Raw genomic sequence first — 26,326 nt, 5'->3', positions numbered from 1 at the left:
TATTTGCTAACTATTCGCATTTATAACCGCTTAGAACTTCAAAAAAAATCTATCAGACCTCACAGGTTTCAAAAATCTGTAAGGTCTTTTTTATTATATTGTTGTCATTTCTAAACAAGCCTTTTTAGGCGATTGAGAAATCTTATTTTTTTTTTAATTTAAAATTTTAAATGAATCCCTATCGCTTAAAAATCCTAATTTATTTCTAGTGAAATCTTGCTTAGTTTTATCCAATTTTGCAGTTACAAAACCAACTTTATTATTTTCTAAACTAGCTATTTCTTCACCCAAATAATCAACAACTAAAGAGTTTCCAGAATAGTTGTAACCATTAGCATCTGTACCAACTATATTTACCCCAATTACATAACTCATATTTTCTATAGCACGCGCTTTTAAGAGTGTTTCCCAAGCTTTAATTCTAGTAACAGGCCAATTAGCCATATAAATTAGTAAATCATAATTTTCGGTATTTCTAGCCCAAACAGGAAAACGTAAATCGTAACAAATTAAAGGGCAAATGCGCCAACCTTTAAAATTTATAATTATTTTTTCTAAGCCAGATGTATATACTTTATTCTCGCCAGCCAAAGTAAAAGAATGTCTTTTGTTGTAGGTTTCAATTTTTCCTGTTGGATGTACAAAAACTAACCTGTTATAGTAGGTGTTATTTTCTTTAATTACAATACTTCCAGTAATAGCAAAGTCATTTTTTTGAGCCATTTTCTGCATCCAAGAAACAGTAATTCCATCCATAGTTTCTGCAACTTTTTCGGGTTGCATTGTAAAGCCAGTTGTAAACATTTCTGGCAAAACTACTAAATCAGTTTTTTCTGATAAATGGTTTATTTCCTTTTCAAAGAAAGCTAGATTTTTGGCAGGATTTTCCCAAACCAAATTTGCTTGAATGCCTACTACAGTTATTGAATTTTGCATAACATAAATTTACACGTATTATGTTATAAAGATACTACTTGTTATAATATATTATTGATTATAAATTTCTGTATCGTAAAAAGGAGGTATAGAAAACCAAAAAGCCATAAAAGATTCAGAAGATGTTAAGCGCTGTCCTGTTCTTGGCCCAGCAATTGCTTCGCCAAAAATAGTCCACGTATTACCTTCGTTATCCATTAATAAAGATTCTGTATTATTATAAGTATACTCAAAAGTTAGTGAGTTGGTAGTATCATCTAAAAGAAATGAAACTATAAATTCGTTATTTCCTGCTACCAGATACTCATCACCTTCAAAAGAATCTCTAATTACATTGCCAGTAGCAAATGTAGAAAACGTATACGCTTTTGCTTTTGTACCTTTTATAATGGTATGAATTCTCTCTTTAAGTGGCAATCTATTGTCTTTATCTACAGGAAATAGAAACAAATTGTTATTCGTATTATAATCGCCATAAGGCGAAACACCATATGTTCTTGCAAACCCCGTGCTTCTACTTACCACTTTTGTATTTGGGTATATGGTTTTCCAAGTTTTCCAAGTAGTTTCAAAAAGTGGTATTAAATCTATTTTGGTATCAATTAATTCTCCATTAACAGCTGTATTTAAAATTTGAGACCAATTGCTATTTGTTTGCCTATCAAAAGGAATTAAATTGGTGTTGTATAGCAAGCCAGAAACACCAAAAGTAGTTTCACGTCCGTTTAAAATTCTATTCCAACCAATTCCTGTACCTGTAAGTGGGCAATAGGTAATCGCTACAGAAACATCGCCAATATTATCATTAATAATTTCGTGCCAGTCTAATATACTATGAGAATATGCTCTAATATCGTCTCCATTTTTATAACCAATAACTAAATCTGTATCCCTTATAAAACTACTTTCAGGGTCATTTGAATTTACTAAATTTGGGTTAGTTAAAGCAGGTATACCATCTCTACCAGGACCACCATCAAAAATTTCAGCTATTGGGATACTCCATTCAGATGAAAAATTATTTTCTACAATATTGTTGTCATTATTTTGACAAGAAACAAGTATGCCTAAGATACATAATAGTGCAAGTTTTTTCATTTTATGTTTATTATTAAAGGTTGTTTTTTTAAGAATTTGTAGGTAAAACCAGTTGTAAATCTAGACGTTGGTGTAAGTTGTGTACCATCTACATAACTATAAAGTGGAACTTCCAATTTATTGGTAAAACCTAAATTTTGAGACAATTGTATGGTTAATTCAGCTCTAGCAAAAAGCCATTCACCTCCTGTATTTGGAATAGGCGAATTGTCAATTTCATCTACTGTAGATTTTCTGTATTTAAGAACTAAACCTGGGTTTACAATAGTTTTAGCCACTAAAAATTGATCTATATAACTAATATTAGCTTGTAAAACATTCCCAAATTTATAGGTAGATGTATTGTTTAAATACGAATTATTTACACCAGTAAATCTGTAAGTTACACTACTAGAAAAAGTAGCTGAAGGTCTAAAATTTAATTGTTTTGCTAAAGATAACCATCCAATACCATCAAAAGCACCACTGCCAGGTTGTAAATCTGCGGTTAATTGAATGCCTTGGTTAGAAACAATATCTGATTTGCCCAATGGTATTTTAGAGCCTAAACCAATGTTTAAAGTAGTGTTGTTTTTAAAAACGTTTGGCAACGTATATTTTAGTAAAATTACAGCATCTCCAATTCCTTTGGTTTCTGTAAAATTTTCGTTTCCAAATTGCGTGATTGTTCTAGTTTGATTTACCCAAGTAAATAAAGTTTCTATAGAAAATTTATCTGTAAATGCATATCCAATATTAGCTAAAATAGAATTAGTAATGCGTTGTCTAGAATCATCATCTAAACGTGTACTACCAGCATTTAAGGTGTTTAAATTATTATAATCATAATTAATACCTAGCAATAAAGATCCTTTTCCTTCATTAGAAAGCCCAAGATTATTAGACAAAGGAACGCCACCAGAACAACAGGTTTGTGCATAAACTTGTAGTCCAGAAAGTAACACTAACATGATTATACTAGCAAACTTCATGAAAAAATTTACTAATCAGTCTAAATAATTTCTAAAAACTTACACTTTATTTTTATTCTTAAAATAAAGGTTTCCTAAACTATAGATTTTGTAATTTAGTTTCTCATAGCAAGCCACTAATTTATGCAATCTTTTATTTCAGAAACCTTAGATAATATTTTAAAAACAACCCGTTCTTTTGAAGATGTGGTATTTATTTTACCATCTCAAAGAGCAAAAGTTTTTTTAAAGCAAACGTTAAAAGATAAAATTACGGTTGGTTTTTTACCAGAAACGCTAAATATAGAGCAATTTGTGCAACAAATTTCTGGTGTTCAAAAAGCAGATAACATACAATTGTTATTTCATTTTTATACCATTTACAAAAACTTAGAAAAAGAGCCAGATACTTTTGATGTTTTTGCATCTTGGGCGTTTACAGTGTTGCAAGATTTTAATGAAATAGACCAACATTTAATAGATACCAAAGATATTTTTGTCTACTTAAGAGACATACAACGTCTAAAAAAATGGTCTGTAAAAGGCACGTTTAAAGAAACCGAGTTAATGAAAGATCATTATTCGTTTTTAGAAAAATTACAGAACTTTTACGAACCTTTTTATCAATTTTTATTAAAAAATAAAATTGGTTACCAAGGTTTAATGTATAGAGAAGCTTGTAAAAATTGCGCCAATTTCTTAAAAGAAAATAGCCAGAAAAAATACATTTTTATAGGTTTTAATGCCTTAAATAAAGCCGAAGAATTTTTGTTTCAGGAAGTATTAGCTCAAGGAAATGCAGATATTTATTGGGATTTAGATGAAACCTTTTTCAAAGGAAACCATCAAGCAGGAACCTTTATTAGAAAGTATAAGAAAACTTGGAAGTATTATGAGAAAAATACTTTAAAATCTTTGAGTAATAATTTTTCTAAACCTAAAAACATACAAGTAATTGGTGCCTCTAAAAATACAACACAAATAAAGTATGCAGGAGAAATTTTAGAAAATTTTACCGATTTTAAAAATACAGCTTTGGTTATGGCAGATGAGAGTTTGCTACCAATTACACTAAACTCTTTGCCAAAAAACATAAATGCTATAAATATTACTATGGGTTATCCTTTAAAGGATATACCTGTGTCTAATTTGTTGTTTTCAATTTTTCAATTATTCATTTCACAAGAAAAATTACAAAAGGTAACAGAAGGAGAGTTTTACCACAAAGACGTTGTTCGTTTTTTAAAAACACCATTAATTTATAAACAATTAGTGGCACAAAATTCTAAGAAATTTCAAGATTTTATAACACAAATTGCATCAGAAAACTTAACATTTATACCTTATAAACAAATAATTAGCATTTTAGATGTAAATGAAGATCAGCCAGATAATACGCTTAAAAGCATTTTTAAGCCCTACACAACAATTGGTAATTTTTTAGACAGAATTTTAAATGTAATTCATCTTTTAAAAGACGATGTAACAGCGTTAGAAAAGGAATATTTATATAGATTTCATACTATTTTTACGCAGTTAAAAAACCTACAAACCGAATTTAATTATTTTACAGATTTAAAAACATTATCTGTGTTTTTTAGACAATTAATTAGTTCAGAAACCTTGTCTTTTCAAGGAGAACCTTTAAAAGGTTTGCAATTAATGGGAATGTTAGAAACCCGTGTTTTAGATTTCGAAAACATTATTTTAACGTCTACTAATGAAGGTATTTTACCTGCAAGTTCACAGCAAAATTCTTTTATTCCTTTTGATGTTAAATTGGCCTTTGGCCTGCCAACATACAGAGAAAAAGACGCTATTTTCTCCTATCACTTTTTTAGATTATTGCAACGTGCAAAAAATGTATTTATAATTTATAACACAGAACATGATGTTTTTGGAAGTGGAGAAAAAAGTAGGTTTGTTACACAATTAGAAATGATAAGACCAGATATTATTCAAAAAATAATAGCGCCAAAAGTAGTATCAGACAAAGCCAAGCTAAAAGAAATTACAAAAGACAATAGTACTGCAGATCGTTTAAAAGAATTGGCGGCAAAAGGCATTTCACCATCTGCATTAACCAATTATTTGCACAATCCTATTGCGTTTTACAAGCAAAAAATATTAAAGTTAAAAGAGTTGGATGATGTAGAAGAAACCGTTGCATTTAATACTTTAGGTACAGTTGTGCACGAAACTTTAGACGAGTTGTATACGCCTTTTGTGGGTAAATTTTTAAATACAGCTGTGGTTACAAAAATGCAACAAGATGCAAATGATTTGGTGGTAAAACACTTTAAAATTCACTTTAAAAATGGCAATTTAAACACCGGTAAAAACCGACTGATTTTTGAGGTAGCCTTAAGATTCGTTGCTAATTTTTTAAAACAAGAAAAGCAATTGGTTGCTAATAAAGACAACCAACTTAAAATAATAGCAACAGAAGAAAATTTAGCTGCAGAAATTAAAATAGATGGTATAGATTTTCCTGTTAAAATACATGGGCAAGTAGATAGAGTAGATGAGTTGAATGGTGTGTTAAGAATTATAGATTACAAAACAGGTATGGTAACTAATGCCAATTTAAAAGTACCCGATTTTAATAATTTAAGAGACGATAAGCATTTAAAAGCAATACAAGTTTTGTTATACGCTTATTTGTATACCAAAAATAAAAATTACAATTTTACACAACCACTACAAGCCGGAATTTATTCATTTAAAAACATGAATAGTGGTTTTTTACCCATAAATTTTTCAGGCAATTATAGACAGCCAGAGGTAGAAATTACCCAAGAAAAACTAGAAGATTTTATAGAAGAAATAAAAACCTATATTTTAGAAATTTACAACCCAGAAATCAATTTTATAGAACCTGCAGATTTAAAATATTAAAACGTTTTGTTATGAAAGAATACAGCGAATTTTTTAATTTCGGGTTTAAAAATGACTCAGCAACGAGAAATAAGATTTTCACTTATTTTAAAAGCTATAATTTTAGGGCAACAACAGAAGAAAAGCAACAAATTATTTTTGAGAATAAATGTACTTGGTTAGATACTTGGAAAACGAATATTTTCAAGTTACAATCAAAAATTACAATTCACTTTTTAGCAGATCACAAAGTTCAAATACATTACCAAGTAATAAATGCAGGTTTTGGCTCAATAACACCTTTAGCTTTTACCAATCAATACCAAGATTTTATAAAGAATTTAGACAACTATATTCATAAAAACGAATCTTTTCAATTAAAAAACGAAACCTTAATAAAATCAGGTAAAGTAAAGTTGCTAAAAAACCTAGGTATACTTTTGGTTGCTTTAGTTTTCGGTTTTGTATTGGCAAGTTTATTAAAAAAACAAATTGCAAATGGTTGGGTTGCAACTTTACTAATTATTGCAACAGTTTTTATTTCAGAAAAAGTAATAAATGCATATCATACAAGCAAGAGCAATGCTTAGTAAAATAGAGAGAGCTTTATAAAATTAGCAAAGAACAAACTACCAAATAATCTATTTTTAAACCAACTAATACCAATTAAACCTATTAAATTTATTTCCCTCTTAAAACTAACAAAGGTACATTCGCGTAAAACTCTTCTTTTAAGATGGTGTTTTTCTCCCATAATTTCTTAAAAAAACCTCTTTTTCTTCTTAAAACACAAAGCATATCTGGGTTAAGCGTTTTTAAATGTTCTAGCACTCCTTGAAAAGTAGTAGCATTTTCTGTAACCGTTAAAGTAGATTTCATAGTGTCTAAATCGCTATGTAAAATCAAATCTTCCTCTTTATAATTTGGCGTTTTCACTAAAAGTAAATTCAAGGTAGGCTTGTAGTGTTCTACAATAAATTGTAATGGTTTTAAAGCAGTTTTACTTTTAATTATACCAGATTTAAACGCCATTAATATGCTAGAAATAGGTTTGTAAACATAGCCATCAGGAATTGTTAAAACAGTAACATCACTCTTTTTAACAATATTTCCAGCAGTATTCCCTAAAAACACTTCCTCTTTAATCGCGTTACTTTTAGCACCAACAATTACCAAATCAATACCCAATTCAGCATCAATATTCTGTATGCTATCTGTAACACTACCTTTGGCTGCAATTAGTTTAATATCAACATTTTTAGTGTCACAAGCCTTCACCATTGTTTTTAAATACAAATTGGTCTCACGCTCAATAATATTACTAACATTTACCATAGTACCCGCTTTAGATTGTGCACTATATGCCCTAAAAACAAAAACTTTAGCATTATTATCTTCTGCAAAATCAATAGCGTATTGTAAGGTAGATTGTGCACTTTCTGTAGAGCCAATAGGTACTAAAATATGTTTCATAATCATAAATTTGAGTTTGCAAAGTTACATATTTTTTTGGGCGTTACCACAAGGGTCAGGCTTTTCGTTACAAGTCCTCGTTCGTAACCTCACTGTGGGCTTTTCACTGCAATCCTTAACGCAAATGTAGTTACCTTTGCAAAATTAAATTATGGCAACAAAAATTACATTTAAAAATATAAATAAGTTAGCAATTCCTGCTTTAATTGCAGGTATTGCAGAACCCGTTTTGTCTATTACAGATACCGCAATAATTGGCAATATAGAAAGCAATGCAACAGAAAGCTTGGCAGCTGTTGGTATTGTAGGTGCATTTATAAGCATGTTAATTTGGGTTTTTGGGCAAATTAGAAGCGCTATTTCGTCTATAATTTCGCAATATGTAGGCGCAAATAAATTAAACGAAGTAAAAGAATTACCTGCGCAAGCTATAGCAATAGTAGTACTTTGTAGTTTAGTAATATTGGCAATTTCCTATCCGTTTTCTAAACAAATTTTTCAATTTTATAATGCATCAGGCTTAATTTTAGACTATTGTATACGTTATTTTAGCATACGTATTTTTGGTTTTCCATTTGCGCTTTTTGTTTTTGCTATTTTTGGAACGTTTAGAGGTTTACAAAACACATTTTATCCAATGGTAATTGCTATTATTGGTGCCACTGTAAACATTATTTTCGATTTTGTTTTGGTTTATGGTATAGAAGGTTATATACCTGCAATGCATATAGAAGGTGCAGCCTATGCAAGTGTATTAGCACAAATAGTTATGGCTATTATTGCTGTTGTTTTATTGCTTAAAAAAACAAGTATTTCTTTAAAACTATCGCTATCCTTTCATCCAGAAATAAAAAGACTTTTAGGCATGATGGGTAATCTTTTTATAAGAACCATTGCTTTAAACATTGCCTTGTATTTTGCCACATCTTATGCCACAGGCTATGGGCCAGAATATATTGCAGCTTATACCATTAGTTTAAATATTTGGCTTTTAGGCGCTTTTATGATAGATGGTTACTCCAGTGCAGGTAACATTTTGGCGGGTAAATTTTTGGGTGCAAAAGATTACAAATCTTTGGTAGATTTAAGTAATAAATTATTCAAATATGGCATTATTGTAGGCGCTATAATGGGTTTAATTGGTTTGTTATTGTACAATTTTATAGGAACTATTTTTACAAAAGAAACCATTGTTTTAGAACAGTTTTATACCGTTTTTTGGATCGTACTAATTACTCAACCCATAAATGCAATCAGTTTTATTTTTGATGGGATGTTTAAAGGAATGGGAGAAATGAAATATTTAAGAAACCTTTTAATTTTATCAACAGGTTTGGTTTTTATTCCTGTACTGCTAATTTTTGACTATTTAGATTTTAAACTAGTTGCCATTTGGATTGCCTTTACCTTTTGGATTTTAGCAAGAGGTTTACCTTTGGTATTAAAATTTAGACGCAAGTTTTTACCTTTGGTAAAAGGCTAAATAAATTGTCTTCTCGAGCGCAGTCGAGAGATGTTTAATTATGAATCCGTATTAGTTAAGTTCTACAGAACTTATATTTTACTAAAAAGAGAATAAAAACCTATTTTTACAAAAACAATCATTTTATGACTACAACAAGACAAAACGGAAGTTTATATACCAATATTCATAATAAAATTGCAACTATAGAGTTTGGGCACCCTGCAAGTAACTCTTTTCCTAGTGATTTGTTAGAAAGATTAAGCAAAGAATTAATTACTGTTGGTGCTAAAGAAGAAGTTGCTGTTATTGTATTAAAGTCAGAAGGTGAAAAAGCGTTTTGTGCAGGCGCCTCTTTTGATGAGTTGGTAGCCATAAAAAATTTAGAAGAAGGCAAACAATTTTTCTCTGGTTTTGCCAACGTAATTAATGCCATAAGAACCTGTGGAAAATTAGTAATTGCTCGTGTACAAGGCAAAACAGTTGGTGGTGGCGTAGGTTTGCTAGCAGCTTGCGATTATGTTTTGGCAACAGAACAAGCAGCCATTAAACTATCTGAATTAACCATTGGTATTGGTCCTTTTGTAATAGAACCTGCCGTTTCTAGAAAAATGGGAATTGGGGCTACTGCAGAATTAACCTTAGATGCTACTAGTTGGAAAAATGCCTATTGGGCAAAAGAAAAAGGTTTGTACGCAAAGGTTTTTGAAAACACAAAAGAGTTAGATGAAGAAGTGGAAATTTTATCAGAAAAATTAGCTTCTTATAATCCTGTGGCTTTAGCAGAAATAAAAAAAGCATTGTGGAGAAACACAGAAAATTGGGATACTTTATTGGCAGAAAGAGCAGCTGTTTCTGGGGAGTTAGTTTTATCTGATTTTACCAAAACAGCGTTAGCAAAATTTAAAAAGTAGAAAATTTTAGTAATTTCTATAGTTATAGCATGAAAATTATTTCAACAAATATTGGCGAGCGCAAAGAAGTAACGTTTAAAAATAAAACGTTTTTTACGGGTATTTATAAAAATCCTGTAGAGGGTTCAATTTTTTTAAATAGTAAAGAGGTAAAAGGCGATGAAATTTCAGATAGAAAAAATCATGGTGGAATTTTACAGGCAGTTTACGGGTATTCTTTAGAGCATTATGCTTTCTGGAAAGAAAAGTATCCAAATGTAGCTTTTAATTTTGGTATGTTTGGAGAAAACTTAACTATTGCAGGTTTAGATGAAAGAAATATACATTCTGGAGATACTTTTAAAGTTGGTGAAACCATTTTAGAGGCTACCATTCAAAGAGATCCTTGTTACAAATTAGGTGCACGTTTTAATGATATGAAAATTGTAAAACAATTTTGGAACACTACTTTTTGCGGCGTTTATTTTAAAGTTTTACAAACAGGCAATGTAAATGTTGGTAACCAATTCATCCAAATAAAATCTTGTCCAGAAAACCCTACAATTGCAGATTTGTATTTGGCTAAAAAAGTTAAAAAAGGAATGTAATTTAGATATTTGTCATTTCAACCTTGTAGAGAAATCTTTATAGAGCATCAACTAAACTACATCTTCTTTTTTATGCAAAAAACGTGTTAGTTTCATAGAAAGATCTAGCAAAATAATCTTAGCATTTCCGTTTCTTTCTATATGATACATGGCTGTGTTCAACTCTTTTTCTATCTCTAAAATATTACCAGAATGCACAAAAGGGGCAAATTTAGATAAATCGAAACCTGTAGCAGATTCCATAAAAACCAAATCTGGCGATTTGTAATTTATTAATAAGGCTTGTCTAAAAAACTGTATGCAATAGTCTAAAAAACGTTTTTGAGTTTCTCTACCGGTTTTTGCAATAGTTTCTGACCAAGCAATTAATTGTTGCACAACAGCAGCATTACCTTTGGCTTTAAAAGCGGTTCTAATCCAAGTAATAAACCACTCTTCAAAAATTAAATCAGAACCATCATTTTGTAATAAATGCAGTGCTTTATTTAAATTTCCTGCCGCCTGATGCGCAATTTTAGTAGCTTCATTATTAGAAATATTATGATTGGTAATTAAAGTTTGAGAAATATCTTGTTCACTTAAAACAGGAAAATGCAATGCTTGGCAACGTGATTTTATGGTATTTATAATCTGTTCCTCGTTTTCTGTAACTAAAATAAATACTGTTTTTTCTGGTGGTTCTTCAATTAGCTTTAGCAATTTATTTGCAGCAGCAATATTCATTTTTTCTGCCATCCAAATAATCATCACCTTAAAACCACCTTCAAAACTTTTTAATTTTAGTTTTTTAACTACTTCTTCAGCTTCATCTACACCAATAAGTCCTTGCTTATTTTCTACACCAATATGTTGTAGCCAATTAAATAAACTTCCATAAGGTTGTGTTGCAATAAATTCTCTCCATTCGTTTAAAAACAAACTACTAACAGGGTGTTTTTTTACATTGTCATTAGAAGTTACAGGAAAAGCAAAATGCAAATCTGGGTGTTGTAGTTTGTTGCATTTTAAGTTGCAAACTTCTGTATTTTCAGAAAAATTACATAACAAAAATTGTGCATAAGCAATTGCCATAGACAAAGTGCCACTACCTTCTTTACCCACAAAAAGTTGTGCGTGTGGTATTCTACCATTTTCCGCAGAAACGCGCAAATGTTTTTTAATGTGTTCTTGCCCTATGATTTGATTAAAAAGCATAAGCAAATATAATGGTTTCTAAAATTGTTAGGTAGAATTTTGTACATTTAAAACCATCTAAATTTAAAGTTTAATGAAAAAAATAATACAAATTTTAAACGGAATTGCCTTTGTAGGTGTTGTTTTTATAAATTATTTATCGAATACTGGTATTTTAAACAATACTACAATTGGTGAAATTTCTAGAAATTACAGAACACTTTTTACACCTGCAGGTTATGCTTTTTCTATTTGGGGTTTAATTTATTTGTTATTGTTTGGTTTTGCTATTTATCAAGTTAGAAGTCTTTTTGTAAAGGTAAAAGAAGATAATTTTGTAGAAAAAATTGGGTTTTGGTTTATAATTTCTTGTATTGCCAATAGTGCTTGGGTTTTTGCTTGGATTTATGAATTTACAGGACTTTCTTGTATTTGTATTTTTCTATTGCTTTTTTCGCTATTAAAAATTGTAATTAATAACAGTATGCAAATGGCTAAAACTTCTTTTGCTACAAAGTTATTTATGCATTGGCCATTTGTAATTTACAGTGGTTGGGTTACTGTAGCTAGTGTTGCTAATATAGCTGCATATTTGGTGAAATTAGAATGGGAAGGTTTTGGTGTTTCTCCGTTGGTTTGGACAATTGTAATGATTGCAATTGCCACTTTAATAAATGTTTTCATGGTATTAAAAAGAAATATGTTTGCGTTTGCATTTGTGGGTACTTGGGCATTAATTGGCATTGGAGTAGCCAATACAAATGGAGCTAATAATTTGGATACTATTGCATTGTCTGCAGCAATATTTTTGGTTGTTTTATCCGTTTTTAAAATGATTGCACTAAAAAAGCATAGCATATAATTACGCAAACGATGTATTAACTTTTAGAACATCAGTTGTAAAAAGAGTAAATAAAAAAGTATTTTTGTTAAAAATAGAATAGACTACAAATGAAAACAATAAAAGATTTTAATTTCGAAAATAAAAAAGCCATAATTCGTGTAGATTTTAATGTGCCTTTAAATGAAAATTTTGAAGTTACCGATAAAACAAGAATTCAGGCGGCAAAATCTACCATTATAGATATTTTAGAACAAGGTGGTAGTTGTGTTTTAATGTCTCATTTAGGTCGTCCAAAAGGATTTCAAGATGCATTTTCTTTACAACACATTGTAAAATCTGTAGTAGATGTAATTGGTTGTAAAGTTAAGTTTGTAGAAGATTGTATTGGAAGCAAAGTAGAAGAAGCAGTTGCTAATTTAGAAGCTGGTGAAATTTTGTTATTAGAAAATCTTCGTTTTTACGAGGAAGAGAAAAAAGGAGATGTAGCATTTGCAGAAAAATTATCTAAATTAGGAGATATTTATGTAAACGATGCTTTTGGTACAGCACACAGAGCACATGCTTCTACAACTATAATTGCTCAATTTTTCGAGGAAAATAAATGTTTTGGTAATTTATTAGCAAGAGAAATTTTAAGTATCGATAAAGTTTTAAACAATTCTGAAAAACCAGTTTTGGCAATTTTAGGAGGCGCAAAAGTATCATCTAAAATAACAGTAATCGAAAATATTTTAGATAAAGTAGATCACTTAATTATTGGTGGAGGTATGAGTTTTACCTTTATTAAAGCGCAAGGTGGCAAAATAGGAAATTCTATTTGTGAAGATGATAAACAAGAATTGGCTTTAGATATTTTAAAACAAGCAAAAGCAAAAGGCGTAGCAGTGCATATACCTGTAGATGTAATAGCTGCAGATGATTTTTCTAATGATGCAAATACACAAATTTGTGATATAAATGCAATTCCTGATGGTTGGGAAGGCGTAGATGCTGGACTAAAATCTAGAGAGATTTTTGATACTGTTGTAAACAAGTGTAAAACCATTTTATGGAACGGGCCTTTAGGTGTTTTTGAAATGGAATCTTTTGCAGGCGGAACAAAAGCATTAGGAAATTCAATAGACAAAGCAACACAAAACGGAGCATTTTCTTTAGTTGGTGGCGGAGATTCTGTTGCAGCTGTTAAACAATTTGGTTTTGCAGAAAAGGTAAGTTATGTTTCTACTGGTGGTGGTGCTATGTTAGAAATGTTAGAAGGAAAAACTTTGCCTGGTATTGAGGCGATTGAAAAGTAAAATCCCATCTTAATCTTCCCTAAGGGAAGAAACTCATGCTCTTGTGACTAAGAGAAATGAGTTGTAAATTTTTTTAAAAAGTCATAAGTTTAATATACTTATGGCTTTTTTCTATTTATAAATTTGAAATTAAAACTCAAAAAGGTCAGACTGAGCCTGTCGAAGTCCAATCAAGTCTAGTTAGAAAAGTGAAAGTTATATTAAATCTTAATTCTAATTCCGAGAATGGATTTAAAGTTTTTAATTTCGCAATACGTTTTTAACAATTCAATAATTACACGATTATACACTAATATGAAATACACAACACTACCAAATACAGATATAAAAGTTAGTAAAATTTGTTTAGGAACCATGACATGGGGAAACCAAAACACGCAAGAAGAGGCATTTGAACAAATGGATTATGCCTTGGCACAAGGTGTTAACTTTTTTGATGTTGCAGAATTATATCCTGTACCTGCATCACCAGAAACCTATGCAGATACTGAGCGTATTATTGGGAATTGGTTTGCAAAAACAGGCAATAGAGATAAAGTTGTTTTAGCAACCAAAATTGCAGGTGGTGGAGATTATACCGCGCATATTAGAAAAGGTGGCTTAACTAAAGAGAATATTTTAGAAGCTATAGAGGGCAGTTTAAAACGTTTGCAAACGGATTATATAGATTTATATCAGTTACATTGGCCTAATAGAGGTGTAAACGTTTTTGGGACAAGAGATTTTATTACAGATAATGCTAAAAATGAGGCAGAAGATTTTGCTGGAATTATAGAAACTTTAAACGATTTGATTAAACAAGGTAAAATTAGAAGCTACGGTTTGTCTAACGAAACACCTTGGGGAATGATGAAATACATGGAAACTGCTAGAAATTTAAATTTAGCGCAACCTGTAACCATACAAAATGCATATTCTTTAATTTTAAGAAAGTTTGAAACTGGTGCTTCTGAAGTTTGTTTAAGAGAAAATATTGGATTATTGGCATATTCGCCTTTAGCACAAGGTGTTTTAACGGGTAAATATTTAGATGGTGGCAGTCCAGAAGGTTCTCGTGGAAATTTATTCCCAAGATTTATTGCACGTTATATGGGTGCCAATCCAGAGAATGCAGTAAAACACTATAATGATATTGCTAAAAAACACGGATTAACTTTAACGGAGTTGTCTTTAGCATTTATTAATCAATTACCATTTGTAACAAGTAATATTATTGGTGCCACAAAAATGAGTCAGCTAAAAGAAAATATCAACTCTATAAATGTAGAGTTATCTGATGAAATAATTAAAGAAATAAACGCAGTACACAATGCAAATCCTAACCCTGCGCCTTAATAAGTCTTCAGTAATTCAGTATTCAGTGTGCAGTCATAAAAAAATCCGAAGTAAAAATTTTACTTCGGATTTTTTTGGTTTTATTATTGCTATAAAAATAGAAATTTATTTTATGGAAATAGCTTGTAAATATCTTCTCTTTTTAAAAATCGAGCAATAGTAATGTTTTCGTTTTCGTTGAAAATACCTAGTCTGTAGTCTCCAATTCTAATTCTGTAGGCATTTTTATGACCAGACATTTTTTTAACATTAGAGATTTTAAGTAAACTATCTTTTTCCTCTAACTCTATAAATACGTCTTTTAATACGTCCTTAAGTTTTTGATTTTTTATCTTTTTTAAATCTTTAAATAAACTTTTTAAGTAAATAACTTTCATTATTCCTCTAAAGCTTTAAATATTTCTTCTCTACTAACAGTATCGTTTCTATCTGCTTGTTGCATTAATAATAAAAGACCAATATCTTCTTTTTGTTCGTCTGTTAACTTTTCTGATTGCTCTTTTTCTTTGCTTTGAACAAAAAGTACAATCGCTTTTTCCATTAACTTCTTAACACTTAAATCTTCGAAAGCAGATAATATTTTAAGTTTTGTAAGTGTAGTTTCGTCTATTTCAATTAGTTTTTTCATAATGCATAATTTATATAACAAATATATAATATATATACTATATATTAAAGTTTGCTTTTAAGATTGATTTAGCAGGCACATGTTTAGAATTTTCCAAAACAATAAACTTTTTAATAGAGGCGAATGTTTTTTTACTTCTCCTTTTTAATTTTAGAGCAGGTACAAAAAAATCGTCTTTAGACGCAATAATAGTAATGGGGGTTTGTATTTTTTTTAATGCTGATGTTTTAAAGTTTGGTGTGATAGAAAAATCCATTTTAAAATGCAAGAATACTTCTTTTAAATATGGATAGGTGAATTCATCAAATTCATCATAAATATTAGACAAACATTGTTTTAGGTGAATTTCGTTTTTAGTTTTTCTGAATTTTCTCATCGGGATTAAAAAACGAAAAATTGTTTTTGGTAGAGAACCATTTACAATTCCTGCAGGGGAAATTAAAAAGACTTCATTTACTTTTTTTTCATCAATTAAAAGCGATTGTAAAATAGGGAAAGCTCCAAATGAAATTCCGCAGAAAGAAAAAGAATTAAGTTGAAAGTGATTGATAACTTCTTGCAGCCATTTACCATAAGAAGTATCTTTTTTATTTATTCTTACAAAATCGCTTTGGTTGGGTTCACCTAAAATATCAACAGCAAAAATTTGATATTTTTCTGCCAGAAAAGAAACCATACTAAAAGCAAAAGGTGCACTAGTGTTTAAACCATGTAGCAAAAAAAGTGCAGGTTTACCTTCATCACCAAAAATAATAACATGGGTTTTACCAAAAGAAGTAATAATATCTTTTTCGGTAAACGAGGTTTTAAATGTTTTTAATTTACTGTTGTATAGTTTGTTAATCAATTTATAAAGTTTATTTAATTTTTAAATTTGTCGGAAATTTACAGCAATCCTATCTTTTTATTCTAGTATTTTTACGTTTTCTAACCAAATGGAGTTTATAAATAAAAAAGACTTTAGGCATTCTTTTTACAAAGATGTAACGCGGATCAATTATAAAGAAGACATGTCTTCTCAATTAATTAGCGATTATGGCTATACTTATATTATGTTGCGTTATGGCAACATAGAAGCTTTTAATTATAAAGGTAAAAAAGTAGAAGTGCCTGAAGTTTTTATTAAAGGTACAGGAGATTTTTTTACCGTAAAAGCCTACAAAAACAGCTCTTGGTTGTCTTTTGAGTTGCCAAACCACATATTGCATAACGTAACTAAAATTCATTCTAAAAAAAATAGAAATACGTTTGTAGATCTTTCTTTATATGTAGAAGAAGAGGTTATTAGTAGCTTATATAGCACTTTAAGAGAAGTAAACGCTATTGAAGAAATTACTAAAATTGCAGATCATCATCTAAGAGATTATTACAGAGATTGGAGTGCCTTATTACCGTCTGTAGAAATTGTACAGTACATTTTAAACAAAAAAGGAATGTTGGCAGTAGAAGAACTCTCTGAGGTTTTTCCGTATTCTACCAAAACAATTGAAAGAATTTTTAATAAAGAAGTAGGTGCAAGTCCTTACCATTACATCTGTTTAGTGCGTTTTAATTATGTGATAAGAGAGCTAGAAAAGAATCAATTTGCCTCTTTAGCCGACTTGGTAGTACAATACAATTATTACGACCATTCACATTTTGAAAAAGATTTTAAGAAATTTTTAGGACAAAGTATCAAGTCTTATAAAAATGATAATAATCTGTTGTTAACTAATGGCTTATCTAGAGCATATGTTAAGAAAAAATAACCCCGTATAAATACCTGTTTTTGTTTTTTGAGACAAAAATGTCTCAAATTTACAGTACTTTTCATTTTTTGGTTTTTATTTTTGTTTTTTAATTCCCTCTTTCGCTAAAATGCAATTGTTGCAACGCAATTATTAAAAAGATATTATTTTAATAAGGCAAAATTGGTAATTATTATATGTTAAAAAAGTTACTTCAAAATAATTTTATACTAGTTATAGCTTCTTCTGTTGTAAGCATTTTTGCATTAATGTACTTAAATTATTTGTTGTTATTTGTAAGTTTAGTCCCTACACTTTATGTAATTTATAAATCGACTACCTCAAAAAATATTGCTAATGGTATTTTGTTTGGTGTAGTTTTAGCTACCTCACTTTATTATTGGATGTTTTCTAGCTTTGTTGCTTATACAGAAGATGAATCAATATTTTTAGCCATTGGTTTTATTGTACTTAGTATTGTATGTATAGCAATTTTTTATGGTTTACTTTTTGCTTGTGTATCCTTTGCTTTTAAAACTACCAAAAGCAGCAAATATTTATGGTTGCAATCTATTGTAGTAGCAAGTGTTTGGTCTTTGTTAGAAATGTTTTTACCAATAATTTTAATAGCGTATCCTTTTCATGCACATCAATTTGGCACAGTATTATCTAAAAATATATTTTCAATACAATGGGCTAGTTTAGGAGGTACAGCGTTACTTACTTTTTTTGTAATACTTATAAATGCTTTTTTAGCAAGTGCTATTTTTAATCAGAAAAAAAAATATGCCGTTGTTTCTTTAGTTTTTGTATTTGTACTTTTTTCAGGAGGTTTTCTTTTAAAATCTTTTTTATCTCCTTTAAATTCAAAAAAAACTTTTAAAGTATCTAGTGTATCTGGTAATTTTAGTACAAAAGACTTTTGGAATCAAAATAAAGTCAATCAATTGGCAACAGATTATTTTCAATTAATAGCGCAAGTAAATCAAGAAAAGCCAGATTTTGTCATTTTTCCAGAATCAGCATTTCCTTGGACTTATTTTGGTAAAGATGATTTATTGAATGAATTTCATAAAAGATTAAATCCGGACACAGCTTTAGTATTAGGATTGAATAGTACGCAAAATTTAAAAGACACTATTGTTAAGAACAAAGTATTTTATTTTAAAGAGGGCAAAGAACTTGGTTCGTATCAAAAAGAAATTTTAATAAAAGGTATAGAAAGTCCAATTGCAAATCTGGTAGCACCTTTTGCTCATAATAGCAATTATATTGTTGAAAAAACAAAAGAAAAAAATCAATTGTTTAATACGCCTTATGGTAAAGCAGGTGTTTTAATTTGTAATGAAAGTGTTGTAGCTTCTCATGCAATACAGCAAGCAAAAAATGGAGCAAATTTCTTTTTTAATACCAGTAATGATAGTTGGTTTAAAGATACTTACATTACAAGGCATCACCTTTATCAATCTAGATTATTGAGTGTAATTACCAGAAAAGATATGGTTGTAAGTAATAATACAGGTTATAATGCAATTATAAAAAGTACAGGAGAAATTTTAAAACTATCTAAAAAAGACTATAAGAGCATCATTACAGGAAATATAGAACCAAACAACTCAACTACATTCCAAACTAGATTTCCTTATTTATTTGCTATACTTTTAATCATCTTTTTATTTATGATTACAATGTTGAATAAGAACAATCTCATAAACAGTAACAAAAAAATACCAATATCAAATTAAACTGACTACTCATGAAAAAAAACATTACTATTTTACTACTACTATTTATTAGTATTACGGCTTTTGCAAATACCGTTGTTAATAACTACAGATGGAGAAATGATGATGGAAACCAGACCACTGCTAGTTGGAAAGCAAATGTTAATACACCCATTACAATTAAAGATGAAAATCTAATAAGGCTAAGGTTTAGTGTTCAAGAAATAGGATCCGGTAGTGATTTTAAGATACCCGATTTAGAATACAAAAAAACTACAGAAAGCACATGGACAGTTATAGACAATACTACAAATAACGATTTTGTTTTTAGTGCCTCTAATAATGTTAATAACGGAGATGTTACATCACAACAAATAAGTAATAAACCTGATTTTTTTAGTTCTGACTATTCTACAATAATTTCATCTAAATCAGCAGGATCTTTAAGGATAGGAAAGAATCAAGCCTATGAAATAGAATTTGTTTTTAAAACTACCAATAACGTATCTTTAGGTGCAACATATGAATTTAGACCAATTAATCATACCACTTATGATGAAACTGCTCAGGCAACAACAGCACAAATTTTTCAACCTTTTTTTGAAAGTACACCAACTTTTACGAATATTACAGAAAGCAGTTTTACATTAAATACAGATTTAAATGAGGCTGGTACAATCTACTACGTAATACTTCCTGATGGTGCTACAGCCCCAACTTCTGCAGAGGTTAAAGCTGGTACAGGAAATTCTGGAGCTACAGCTATTACTTCTGGCTCAGAAGTTACTAATAACGCAACATTTACAAATACAATTAATTTTACAAGTTTAATACCTGGTGCAAATTATGATATTTATGTTGTTGCAGAAGACGCAACAGTAGATCTTGTTTTGCAAGATAATCCTCTTAAATTAGATGCAAGAACTATTGATACCACTCCACCAGTTTTTGAAAACAGCACACCATCAATTTCCAACATACAACAAACAGAATTTAGTTTATCATTTGATATAGATGAAGCAGGTAGAGTACATTATGTTTTAGTTGCAGATGGTGCAACTGTACCAACTATTTCCGAAATAAAAGCAGGAACTGCAAGTGCAGGTGCAACCCCAGTAAAAAGCGGAAATGCAACCATAACCACCGCACCTTTTACAGACAATTTTAGTATTTCTGGTTTAACAGGAGCAACTGCTTACGATTTATATATTGTAGCAGAAGACGATGAAAGCACACCAAATACACAAACGACCATTATAAAATTTGATGTTGCCACATCTGGTTTACAACAATGGTACAAAGCTAATGATGGTTTAACTAAAAATGCATCTAATGAGGTTACAGCTTGGGTAGATCAATCTACGTTTGCAACAACATCTACACCAGAAGGAGCACCAATACAAGCGAATAGTATTAATTTTAACCCAGCAGTAACTTTTGATGGTACAGGAAATCAGTTTTTTAGAATTGATTTGTCTGGTATAGATAATAACAATTATAATTTTATTGCAGTTTCTAAAAGAACAAGTAGCAAAAGTGCTAATAATTTGTTAGGTACAGGTGGGCCAGCAGCCAACAGAGGTTTGCATTTTGGTTACAATGGTAATCAAGTTTTACAATTGGCACATTTTGCAAACGATTTAAATGTACCTATTTCTAACGGATTTAATGCGCCAGAAATTACGCCAGTAATTTTAAGGGGAAGTTTAGATACTACCGTTGGTAGAGCAATTTCCGAGTTAAAAGCAGGAAACTTAGTTCAGGGTTCAGATAACAATACTGCAACTTTAACTGGTTTTACTAGTAGTTTTTTAGGAATTGGATTTAACACTACAAGAGCATTTCAAGGCGATATTGCAGAGGTAATTGTGTACAATTCAACTTTAACCAATGCAGAACTTGACAAGATTTATTCTTATTTAGCAATTAAATACGGTTTAACTTTAGATAATTCTGATGGCGGTACAGCAGGAGATTATGTTGCAAGTGATGGTGCAACTATTTTTTGGGATGCTTCAGAAAACGCCACTTATTACAATGATATTACAGTAATTGCAAAAGATTCTGGTAACGATTTAGAGCAACCAAAATCTAAAAGTGAAAATGGTGATGCCATAGTAACTATAGAAAAAACAGGTGCAATTGCAGATATGAATGCCATTGCTGTTGGAAATAATGATATAGTGCATGCTTTTTCGGCAACAAATTCTCCAACAGCTTTACAAACTTCAAACAGAGTTTGGAAAATGCAAAAAACGGGTGCTTTAACTGATATTAGCATTAGTTTAGAAATTTCAGGAAATTCTGATGTTTTAGCAGATTATCAACTATTAGTAAGTACAGATGCAGATTTTACAACAGGTACCACAAACTATGCTGCAAGTGCTATAAATGGAGATACCATTACTTTTAATAATATTGCAACTGCAAACAATGTGTATTTTACAATTGCTCAAAAATCATTTGATATTGTTAGTTTGTTACCCGCAAATAATGATGTAAATGTTAATTTTAATGGAGATTTAGAAATTACTTTTAGTGATAATGTTACTAAAGGCACAGGTTTTATAACTATACATAATGCAGATTTTTCAAGTTTTAATACGCTAGAATTTATTGATGTTTTGGGTGATAATGTTGTTGTAGAAAATGAAAAAGTTACTATTACACCAAGACTTGTTTTACAGAATGGTGGAAATTATTATATAAATATTCCTTCTACAGCTTTTAAAGATAGTACTGATAAAAATTTTGTTGGTATTACAGATAATACAACATGGTCTTTTGGTTTAGAGGGCTTTACAAGAAATAATATTGGCTATAGGGTAACGTCTGCAACTGCACCATTAACGGCTGAAGCTGTTGCCTTTTTTAATTTTAATACAAATTTAGTTATACCAGAAACCACAACAGATAATAACAATAATACCTATGCTGTTACTGGTGTAGGTGCAAATGCTTTTGAAGATAGTGCTATTGTTTCAGTTACATTACCTGCTAGTATTACTGCATTAGGTAACGAGGCTTTTAAAAATGCTGCTGTCACCTCTGTAAGATCAAATAGTACAACACCAGCAACTTTAAATGCAGGCGTATTTAATAAAAGTGAGATAGATTTAATAATACCTTTTGGCACAACTGCGGCATACGTAGCTGCAGGTTGGACAGGTTTTAAGTCTGTAACTGAATTGGATTTTGTTGTTGATAATATTTTATATAAAATTACATCTTCTACAGCACCTTTAACCGTAGAAGCTATTAATTACGCCGGGCAAAGTGGTGGTTTAACTATACCAGAAACTGTTACTAATTCTGGTAACACGTATACTGTAACATCAATTGGTTCTGGTGCATTTAAAGCTAAATTTTTATCTAATGCAGTTACAATACCAAATACAATTGTAACTATTAAAGCAGAGGCATTTAAAGACAATAATATTCGTGATTTTAGAATTAGTTCTGGCAATAATTTTGGGGAAGATGATGATGATGGTCCAGGACAAATGGGAACTGAACCAGTTGTACCTGCTTTAGAATCTATAGGTAATGGTGCATTTCAAAATAATAGCTTAAGAAATACATTATTTATCCCTAAAAAAGTAAATAGTATTGGAGATTTTGCTTTCGCTAATAATACCTTTACATTTTTGGATATATCTAGCGAAAATGAGGTAACCATAGGATCTAATGCTTTTGATAGTAATTCTAATTTAAGAAGTGTTTTTTCTAGAACCAATACACCCGCTATTTTGCCAGCAAATGCAATTACAAATAGAAGCAATATTCGTCTTTTTATACCTGCAGCAACTACAAATACCTATACTACAGCTAATTGGACAGGATTTAGTGAAATTGAAGAACAACGCATAACTATAAATGATATTTCGTACAGAGTAACCTCAAGTACAGCACCTTTAACCGTAGAAACACAGGATTATACAGGCACAAACACTACAGTGGTTATACCTAGTAGCGTTACTATTTTAGGCAATACATATGCTGTTACTGGTATTGGTAGGAGTACTTTTTTATCTAACTCATTAACTTCAGTTACTATACCAAATACTGTGGTGAATATTGAAGAGAGCGCCTTTAGAAATAACCAATTAACAAGTATTACCTTACCACCAAATTTAACTAAAATAGGAATGAGTGCGTTTGTTAACAATCAATTAACAACAATAAATATACCAAATACTGTAAGTGTTTTAGAAAATAGTGCTTTTGCAAGTAATGAGCTAGTAAGCGCAAACCTACCCACCAATTTAACAACAATACCTAGTGGTTTATTTGCTAATAATAAATTAACAAGTATCACAATACCTAATACGGTTACTACAATTGAAAGTGTTGCGTTTCGAGACAATTTATTAACAAATATTACAATACCAAATGGCTTATTAAGAATAGAAGATGATGCTTTTCAAAGAAATAAGTTAACCTTAGTTAACTTACCAAATTCTATAACTTTTTTAGGAAATAGAGTGTTTAGAGAAAATTTAATTACAAGTGCCAACATCCCTAATACGCTAACAGAAATTAAGTCTAGCTTGTTTGAAGAGAATTTGCTAACCGCTATTACCATACCTGCTTCTGTAACTAGAATTGAAAGAAGTGCATTTGAAAAGAATAAAATAGCCAATCTTATTTTACCAAGTACGTTAAGAGAGTTAGAAGAAAACGTTTTTAGACAAAATTTGCTTACTAGTATTACAATTCCTAATACAATTACTTCTTTAGATGATGATATCTTTAGTGAGAACCCAATTACCAAAGTCACTTCAGAGTTTATAAATCCAATCCGTTTTAATGATGCTTTAGGTCTCAACGCTAGAGATGCTGTTTTAATTGTTCCTAAAGGAACAACTGCTGATCATATTTCACAAAGATGGAATCGTTTTAGAACAATTTTGGAGCCAGAGATAATTGATGAAGATTTCATATTCGAAACTATTGAAGGAGCAACTCCACTAGCAGTAAAATTAATTGGTTATACAGGTACTAGCAAGACACCAGTAATTCCTGAAAGTACTGTTTTAAATGGAGATACTTATGCAGTTACTACTATTGCTGAAAGTGCTTTTGAAGATTTAGAGTTAGCAGGAGTGACCATTCCAGATTCAGTAACCTCAATAGAATCAGACGCATTTTTAGAAAATAAAATAACCAATTTAATATTACCCAACTCTGTAGTTACCATAGGTAGTGAAGCTTTTGCAGAAAATGAAATTGCTACAATAAGCTTTTCTACAGCTATGACTACCATAGGTAATAATGTGTTTAGCAACAATAAGTTAACAGCACTAACAATCCCAAGCACTATTATTGCTATTGGTTCTTCTGCTTTTTCTAGCAACGAAATTAATAGCCTTACATTACCAAATACTTTGGTTTCTATAGGTCAAACTGCCTTTTCTAGTAATAAATTAACTAGTGTTATTATACCAAGTTCTGTAACTACTTTAGGTACTTATGCTTTTAGTAATAACTTATTAACAAATGTTACAATGTTAAATAGTGTTACTACAATTCCAGAAGGTTTATTTGAAAGTAATGAGTTGGCAAACTTTACTTTTCCTAGCACAGTAAATACCATTGGTGGAAGAGCTTTTAGAGATAATAAATTTGTAAATCTAACCTTACCAGAAGGTATTCAGACATTAGATTCAGAAGCTTTTAGAGATAATCAAATTGTAGAATTAAATTTACCTAATACGCTTGTAAATATTGGTTTTAGGTCTTTTTATTTTAATGAAATTGAAGAGTTAATTGTGCCAAATTCTGTAACTACCATCAGTGACGAATCGTTTAGATTTAATAACCTGAGCAATATAACACTACCAAGTTCTGTTACATCTTTAGGTAGAAGGAGTTTTGATGATAATACAACTTTACAAAATATAACATCTACAAGCACAAGCCCTACAAATCTTAATAGTGCAATTGGTGTTTTTGCAAGAACAAATGTTACCTTGCTTGTGCCATCTGGAACAACTGCAGCATATAATACAGCAGGTTGGACCGACTTTAAATCTATCATAGAGCCAGACATTATTAGTAATGGTATAGTTTACAAAATTACTTCTAGTATTGCGCCTTTAACAGTTGAAGCAGTGGCATACCTAGGTAGAGATACTACTATAATATTACCTGCCAGTATTACAGATAATGGAAATGTATACGCCGTAACTAGTATTGGAGAAAAGGCTTTTTTTTTAAAGAATTTAGATAGTCTTACGTTACCAAATACCATAACAACTATTGGCGATAGCGCTTTTGCAAATAATAACTTAACTACGCTAGATCTGCCAACCACTTTAATTTCTATTGGAGACTTTGCATTTAATAATAATAATATAACGTCTATTGATTTTCCAAATTCAGTAACTTCTATAGGAATTTCAGCATTTCAATCTAATGCGTTAAACAGTGTAACTCTACCAAATAATTTAGCACTAATTAACGAACGTTCATTTTCTAGAAACCAATTAGAAGAAATTACACTACCAAGTTCGGTCACTAACATTCAAAATCAGGCTTTTGCTTCTAATCGAATCAATACCATTTTTGCAGACGCTACTACACCACCTGTTTTAAATACTTTGGCTTTTTTAAGCAACAGTATAACAGATGTTATTGTACCGCAAGCAAGTTTAACTGATTATAGAGCAGATGTAGAATGGGGTAAGTTTTTTGTACAAGTAAATTCCGTTTTAACTTTTAATGATATTACCAAAGAATACAGAGACGCAGATTTTATATTAAATGCATCTACTACTTCTACAGGAGCTATCAGTTACAGTATAGTTTCAGGAGGTACAGGTTCAGCAACATTATCTGGTATAAATAATAATACAGTAACTTTAGGTAATGCAGGTACAGTAATTATAAGAGCAACTTCAGCTGTAGACGGAGATTTTGCAGAAATCTCTGAAGATATTACATTAACTATAACACCAAAAGCAATTGCCATAGTAGCAGAGGCAAAAACAAAGGTTTATGGCGAATCAGATCCTGCTTTAACCTTTAGCATAAACCCAGCTTTAGAAACAGGTGATGTTTTAACAGGAAGTTTATCAAGAGCAATGGGTGAAGATGTAGGCACGTATCCAATTAGTTCAACTTTAGCAAATGCGAATTATACAATTACCTTTACAGGAGCAGATTTCACAATTACATCAAAAGCAATTGCCATAGCAGCAGAGGCAAAAACGAAGGTTTATGGGGAATCAGATCCTGCTTTAACCTTTAGCATAAACCCAGCTTTAGAAACAGGTGATGTTTTAACAGGAAGTTTATCAAG

19 protein-coding genes are annotated in these 26,326 nt (G+C 30.4%); 11 read left to right on the top strand and 8 right to left on the bottom strand.

What is annotated here, in order from left to right; all coding sequences use genetic code 11:
* Nucleotides 1–153: 153 nt before the first annotated feature.
* Genes Q0684_RS07165 through Q0684_RS07155 form a run of 3 tightly spaced genes read right to left on the bottom strand, consistent with a single transcriptional unit; the run spans nt 154 to nt 2,984 of the window.
* The gene (locus tag Q0684_RS07165) at nt 154–936 is read right to left on the bottom strand and encodes an amidohydrolase (protein WP_299014438.1); all 783 of its coding nucleotides are present in this window, start codon (nt 934–936) and stop codon (nt 154–156) included.
* 51 nt (nt 937–987) lie between these two features.
* A complete protein-coding gene (locus tag Q0684_RS07160; RefSeq protein WP_299014435.1) occupies nt 988–2,034 on the bottom strand; it encodes a DUF3179 domain-containing protein in 1,047 nt (348 codons plus the stop codon).
* On the bottom strand, nt 2,031–2,984 hold the full coding sequence (locus Q0684_RS07155) for a hypothetical protein (RefSeq protein WP_299014432.1): 954 nt from the start codon (nt 2,982–2,984) through the stop codon (nt 2,031–2,033). The genes Q0684_RS07160 and Q0684_RS07155 overlap by 4 nt, the downstream gene beginning before the upstream one ends.
* Nucleotides 2,985–3,128: 144 nt before the next feature.
* Here Q0684_RS07155 and Q0684_RS07150 point away from each other — a divergent pair, with 144 nt between their 5' ends.
* Both Q0684_RS07150 and Q0684_RS07145 read left to right on the top strand, forming a co-directional pair.
* The gene (locus Q0684_RS07150; protein ID WP_299014429.1) at nt 3,129–5,882 is read left to right on the top strand and encodes a PD-(D/E)XK nuclease family protein; all 2,754 of its coding nucleotides are present in this window, start codon (nt 3,129–3,131) and stop codon (nt 5,880–5,882) included.
* Nucleotides 5,883–5,893: 11 nt separating this feature from the next.
* Entirely contained in the window at nt 5,894–6,451 is a 558-nt protein-coding gene (locus tag Q0684_RS07145; RefSeq protein ID WP_299014425.1) for a hypothetical protein, read from the top strand.
* A gap of 91 nt (nt 6,452–6,542) precedes the next feature.
* Here Q0684_RS07145 and Q0684_RS07140 read toward each other — a convergent pair whose 3' ends face one another.
* Nucleotides 6,543–7,334, bottom strand: a complete 792-nt coding sequence (locus Q0684_RS07140) for a universal stress protein (protein WP_299014422.1) — start codon at nt 7,332–7,334, stop codon at nt 6,543–6,545.
* Nucleotides 7,335–7,485: 151 nt separating this feature from the next.
* Between Q0684_RS07140 and Q0684_RS07135 the strand changes: the two genes are divergently transcribed.
* The 3 genes from Q0684_RS07135 (at nt 7,486) to Q0684_RS07125 (ending at nt 10,297) form a co-directional block, all read left to right on the top strand.
* On the top strand, nt 7,486–8,817 hold the full coding sequence (locus Q0684_RS07135; protein ID WP_299014419.1) for an MATE family efflux transporter: 1,332 nt from the start codon (nt 7,486–7,488) through the stop codon (nt 8,815–8,817).
* A gap of 125 nt (nt 8,818–8,942) precedes the next feature.
* Nucleotides 8,943–9,710, top strand: coding sequence for an enoyl-CoA hydratase/isomerase family protein (locus tag Q0684_RS07130; RefSeq protein ID WP_299014416.1), 768 nt, complete (start codon nt 8,943–8,945; stop codon nt 9,708–9,710).
* 29 nt (nt 9,711–9,739) lie between these two features.
* Nucleotides 9,740–10,297: an MOSC domain-containing protein gene (locus tag Q0684_RS07125; protein WP_299014415.1), complete on the top strand. Its 558-nt coding sequence runs from the start codon at nt 9,740–9,742 to the stop codon at nt 10,295–10,297.
* Nucleotides 10,298–10,348: 51 nt separating this feature from the next.
* On the opposite strand, the gene Q0684_RS07120 is transcribed toward Q0684_RS07125, so the two are convergent.
* Nucleotides 10,349–11,491: a DNA polymerase III subunit delta' gene (locus Q0684_RS07120; RefSeq protein WP_299014412.1), complete on the bottom strand. Its 1,143-nt coding sequence runs from the start codon at nt 11,489–11,491 to the stop codon at nt 10,349–10,351.
* A 73-nt stretch (nt 11,492–11,564) separates the two neighbouring features.
* Here Q0684_RS07120 and Q0684_RS07115 point away from each other — a divergent pair, with 73 nt between their 5' ends.
* From Q0684_RS07115 to Q0684_RS07105, 3 genes are all read left to right on the top strand, one after another.
* The gene (locus Q0684_RS07115; RefSeq protein WP_299014409.1) at nt 11,565–12,332 is read left to right on the top strand and encodes a tryptophan-rich sensory protein; all 768 of its coding nucleotides are present in this window, start codon (nt 11,565–11,567) and stop codon (nt 12,330–12,332) included.
* 89 nt (nt 12,333–12,421) lie between these two features.
* Entirely contained in the window at nt 12,422–13,609 is a 1,188-nt protein-coding gene (locus tag Q0684_RS07110; protein ID WP_299014407.1) for a phosphoglycerate kinase, read from the top strand.
* A gap of 294 nt (nt 13,610–13,903) precedes the next feature.
* The gene (locus Q0684_RS07105) at nt 13,904–14,944 is read left to right on the top strand and encodes an aldo/keto reductase (RefSeq protein WP_299014404.1); all 1,041 of its coding nucleotides are present in this window, start codon (nt 13,904–13,906) and stop codon (nt 14,942–14,944) included.
* A gap of 110 nt (nt 14,945–15,054) precedes the next feature.
* Here the strand turns inward: Q0684_RS07105 and Q0684_RS07100 are convergent, their stop codons facing one another.
* From Q0684_RS07100 to Q0684_RS07090, 3 genes are read right to left on the bottom strand one after another with little or no spacing between them, the layout of a single operon-like run.
* Nucleotides 15,055–15,321: a type II toxin-antitoxin system RelE/ParE family toxin gene (locus Q0684_RS07100; RefSeq protein ID WP_299014401.1), complete on the bottom strand. Its 267-nt coding sequence runs from the start codon at nt 15,319–15,321 to the stop codon at nt 15,055–15,057.
* A complete protein-coding gene (locus Q0684_RS07095; protein WP_299014398.1) occupies nt 15,321–15,572 on the bottom strand; it encodes a hypothetical protein in 252 nt (83 codons plus the stop codon). Before Q0684_RS07095 ends, Q0684_RS07100 begins: the two co-directional genes overlap by 1 nt.
* A gap of 37 nt (nt 15,573–15,609) precedes the next feature.
* A complete protein-coding gene (locus tag Q0684_RS07090; protein WP_299014392.1) occupies nt 15,610–16,419 on the bottom strand; it encodes a hypothetical protein in 810 nt (269 codons plus the stop codon).
* Nucleotides 16,420–16,507: 88 nt separating this feature from the next.
* Here Q0684_RS07090 and Q0684_RS07085 point away from each other — a divergent pair, with 88 nt between their 5' ends.
* From Q0684_RS07085 to Q0684_RS07075, 3 genes are all read left to right on the top strand, one after another.
* Complete coding sequence (locus Q0684_RS07085; protein ID WP_299014389.1) at nt 16,508–17,320, top strand: helix-turn-helix domain-containing protein; 813 nt, start codon at nt 16,508–16,510, stop codon at nt 17,318–17,320.
* Between the two features lie 176 nt (nt 17,321–17,496).
* Nucleotides 17,497–19,044 (top strand): apolipoprotein N-acyltransferase, encoded by a 1,548-nt coding sequence (gene lnt / locus Q0684_RS07080; RefSeq protein ID WP_299014386.1) that lies wholly within the window; start codon nt 17,497–17,499, stop codon nt 19,042–19,044.
* Between the two features lie 11 nt (nt 19,045–19,055).
* A partial coding sequence (locus Q0684_RS07075) for a leucine-rich repeat protein (protein WP_299014383.1) occupies nt 19,056–26,326 on the top strand: 7,271 nt, incomplete at its 3' end.

The organism is uncultured Polaribacter sp. (assembly GCF_947503875.1).
In the GTDB taxonomy this organism is placed as follows: Bacteria; Bacteroidota; Bacteroidia; order Flavobacteriales; family Flavobacteriaceae; genus Polaribacter.
Note: the sequence above shows the minus strand (reverse complement) of the source record. Positions and strands in the feature narration are given on the sequence as shown.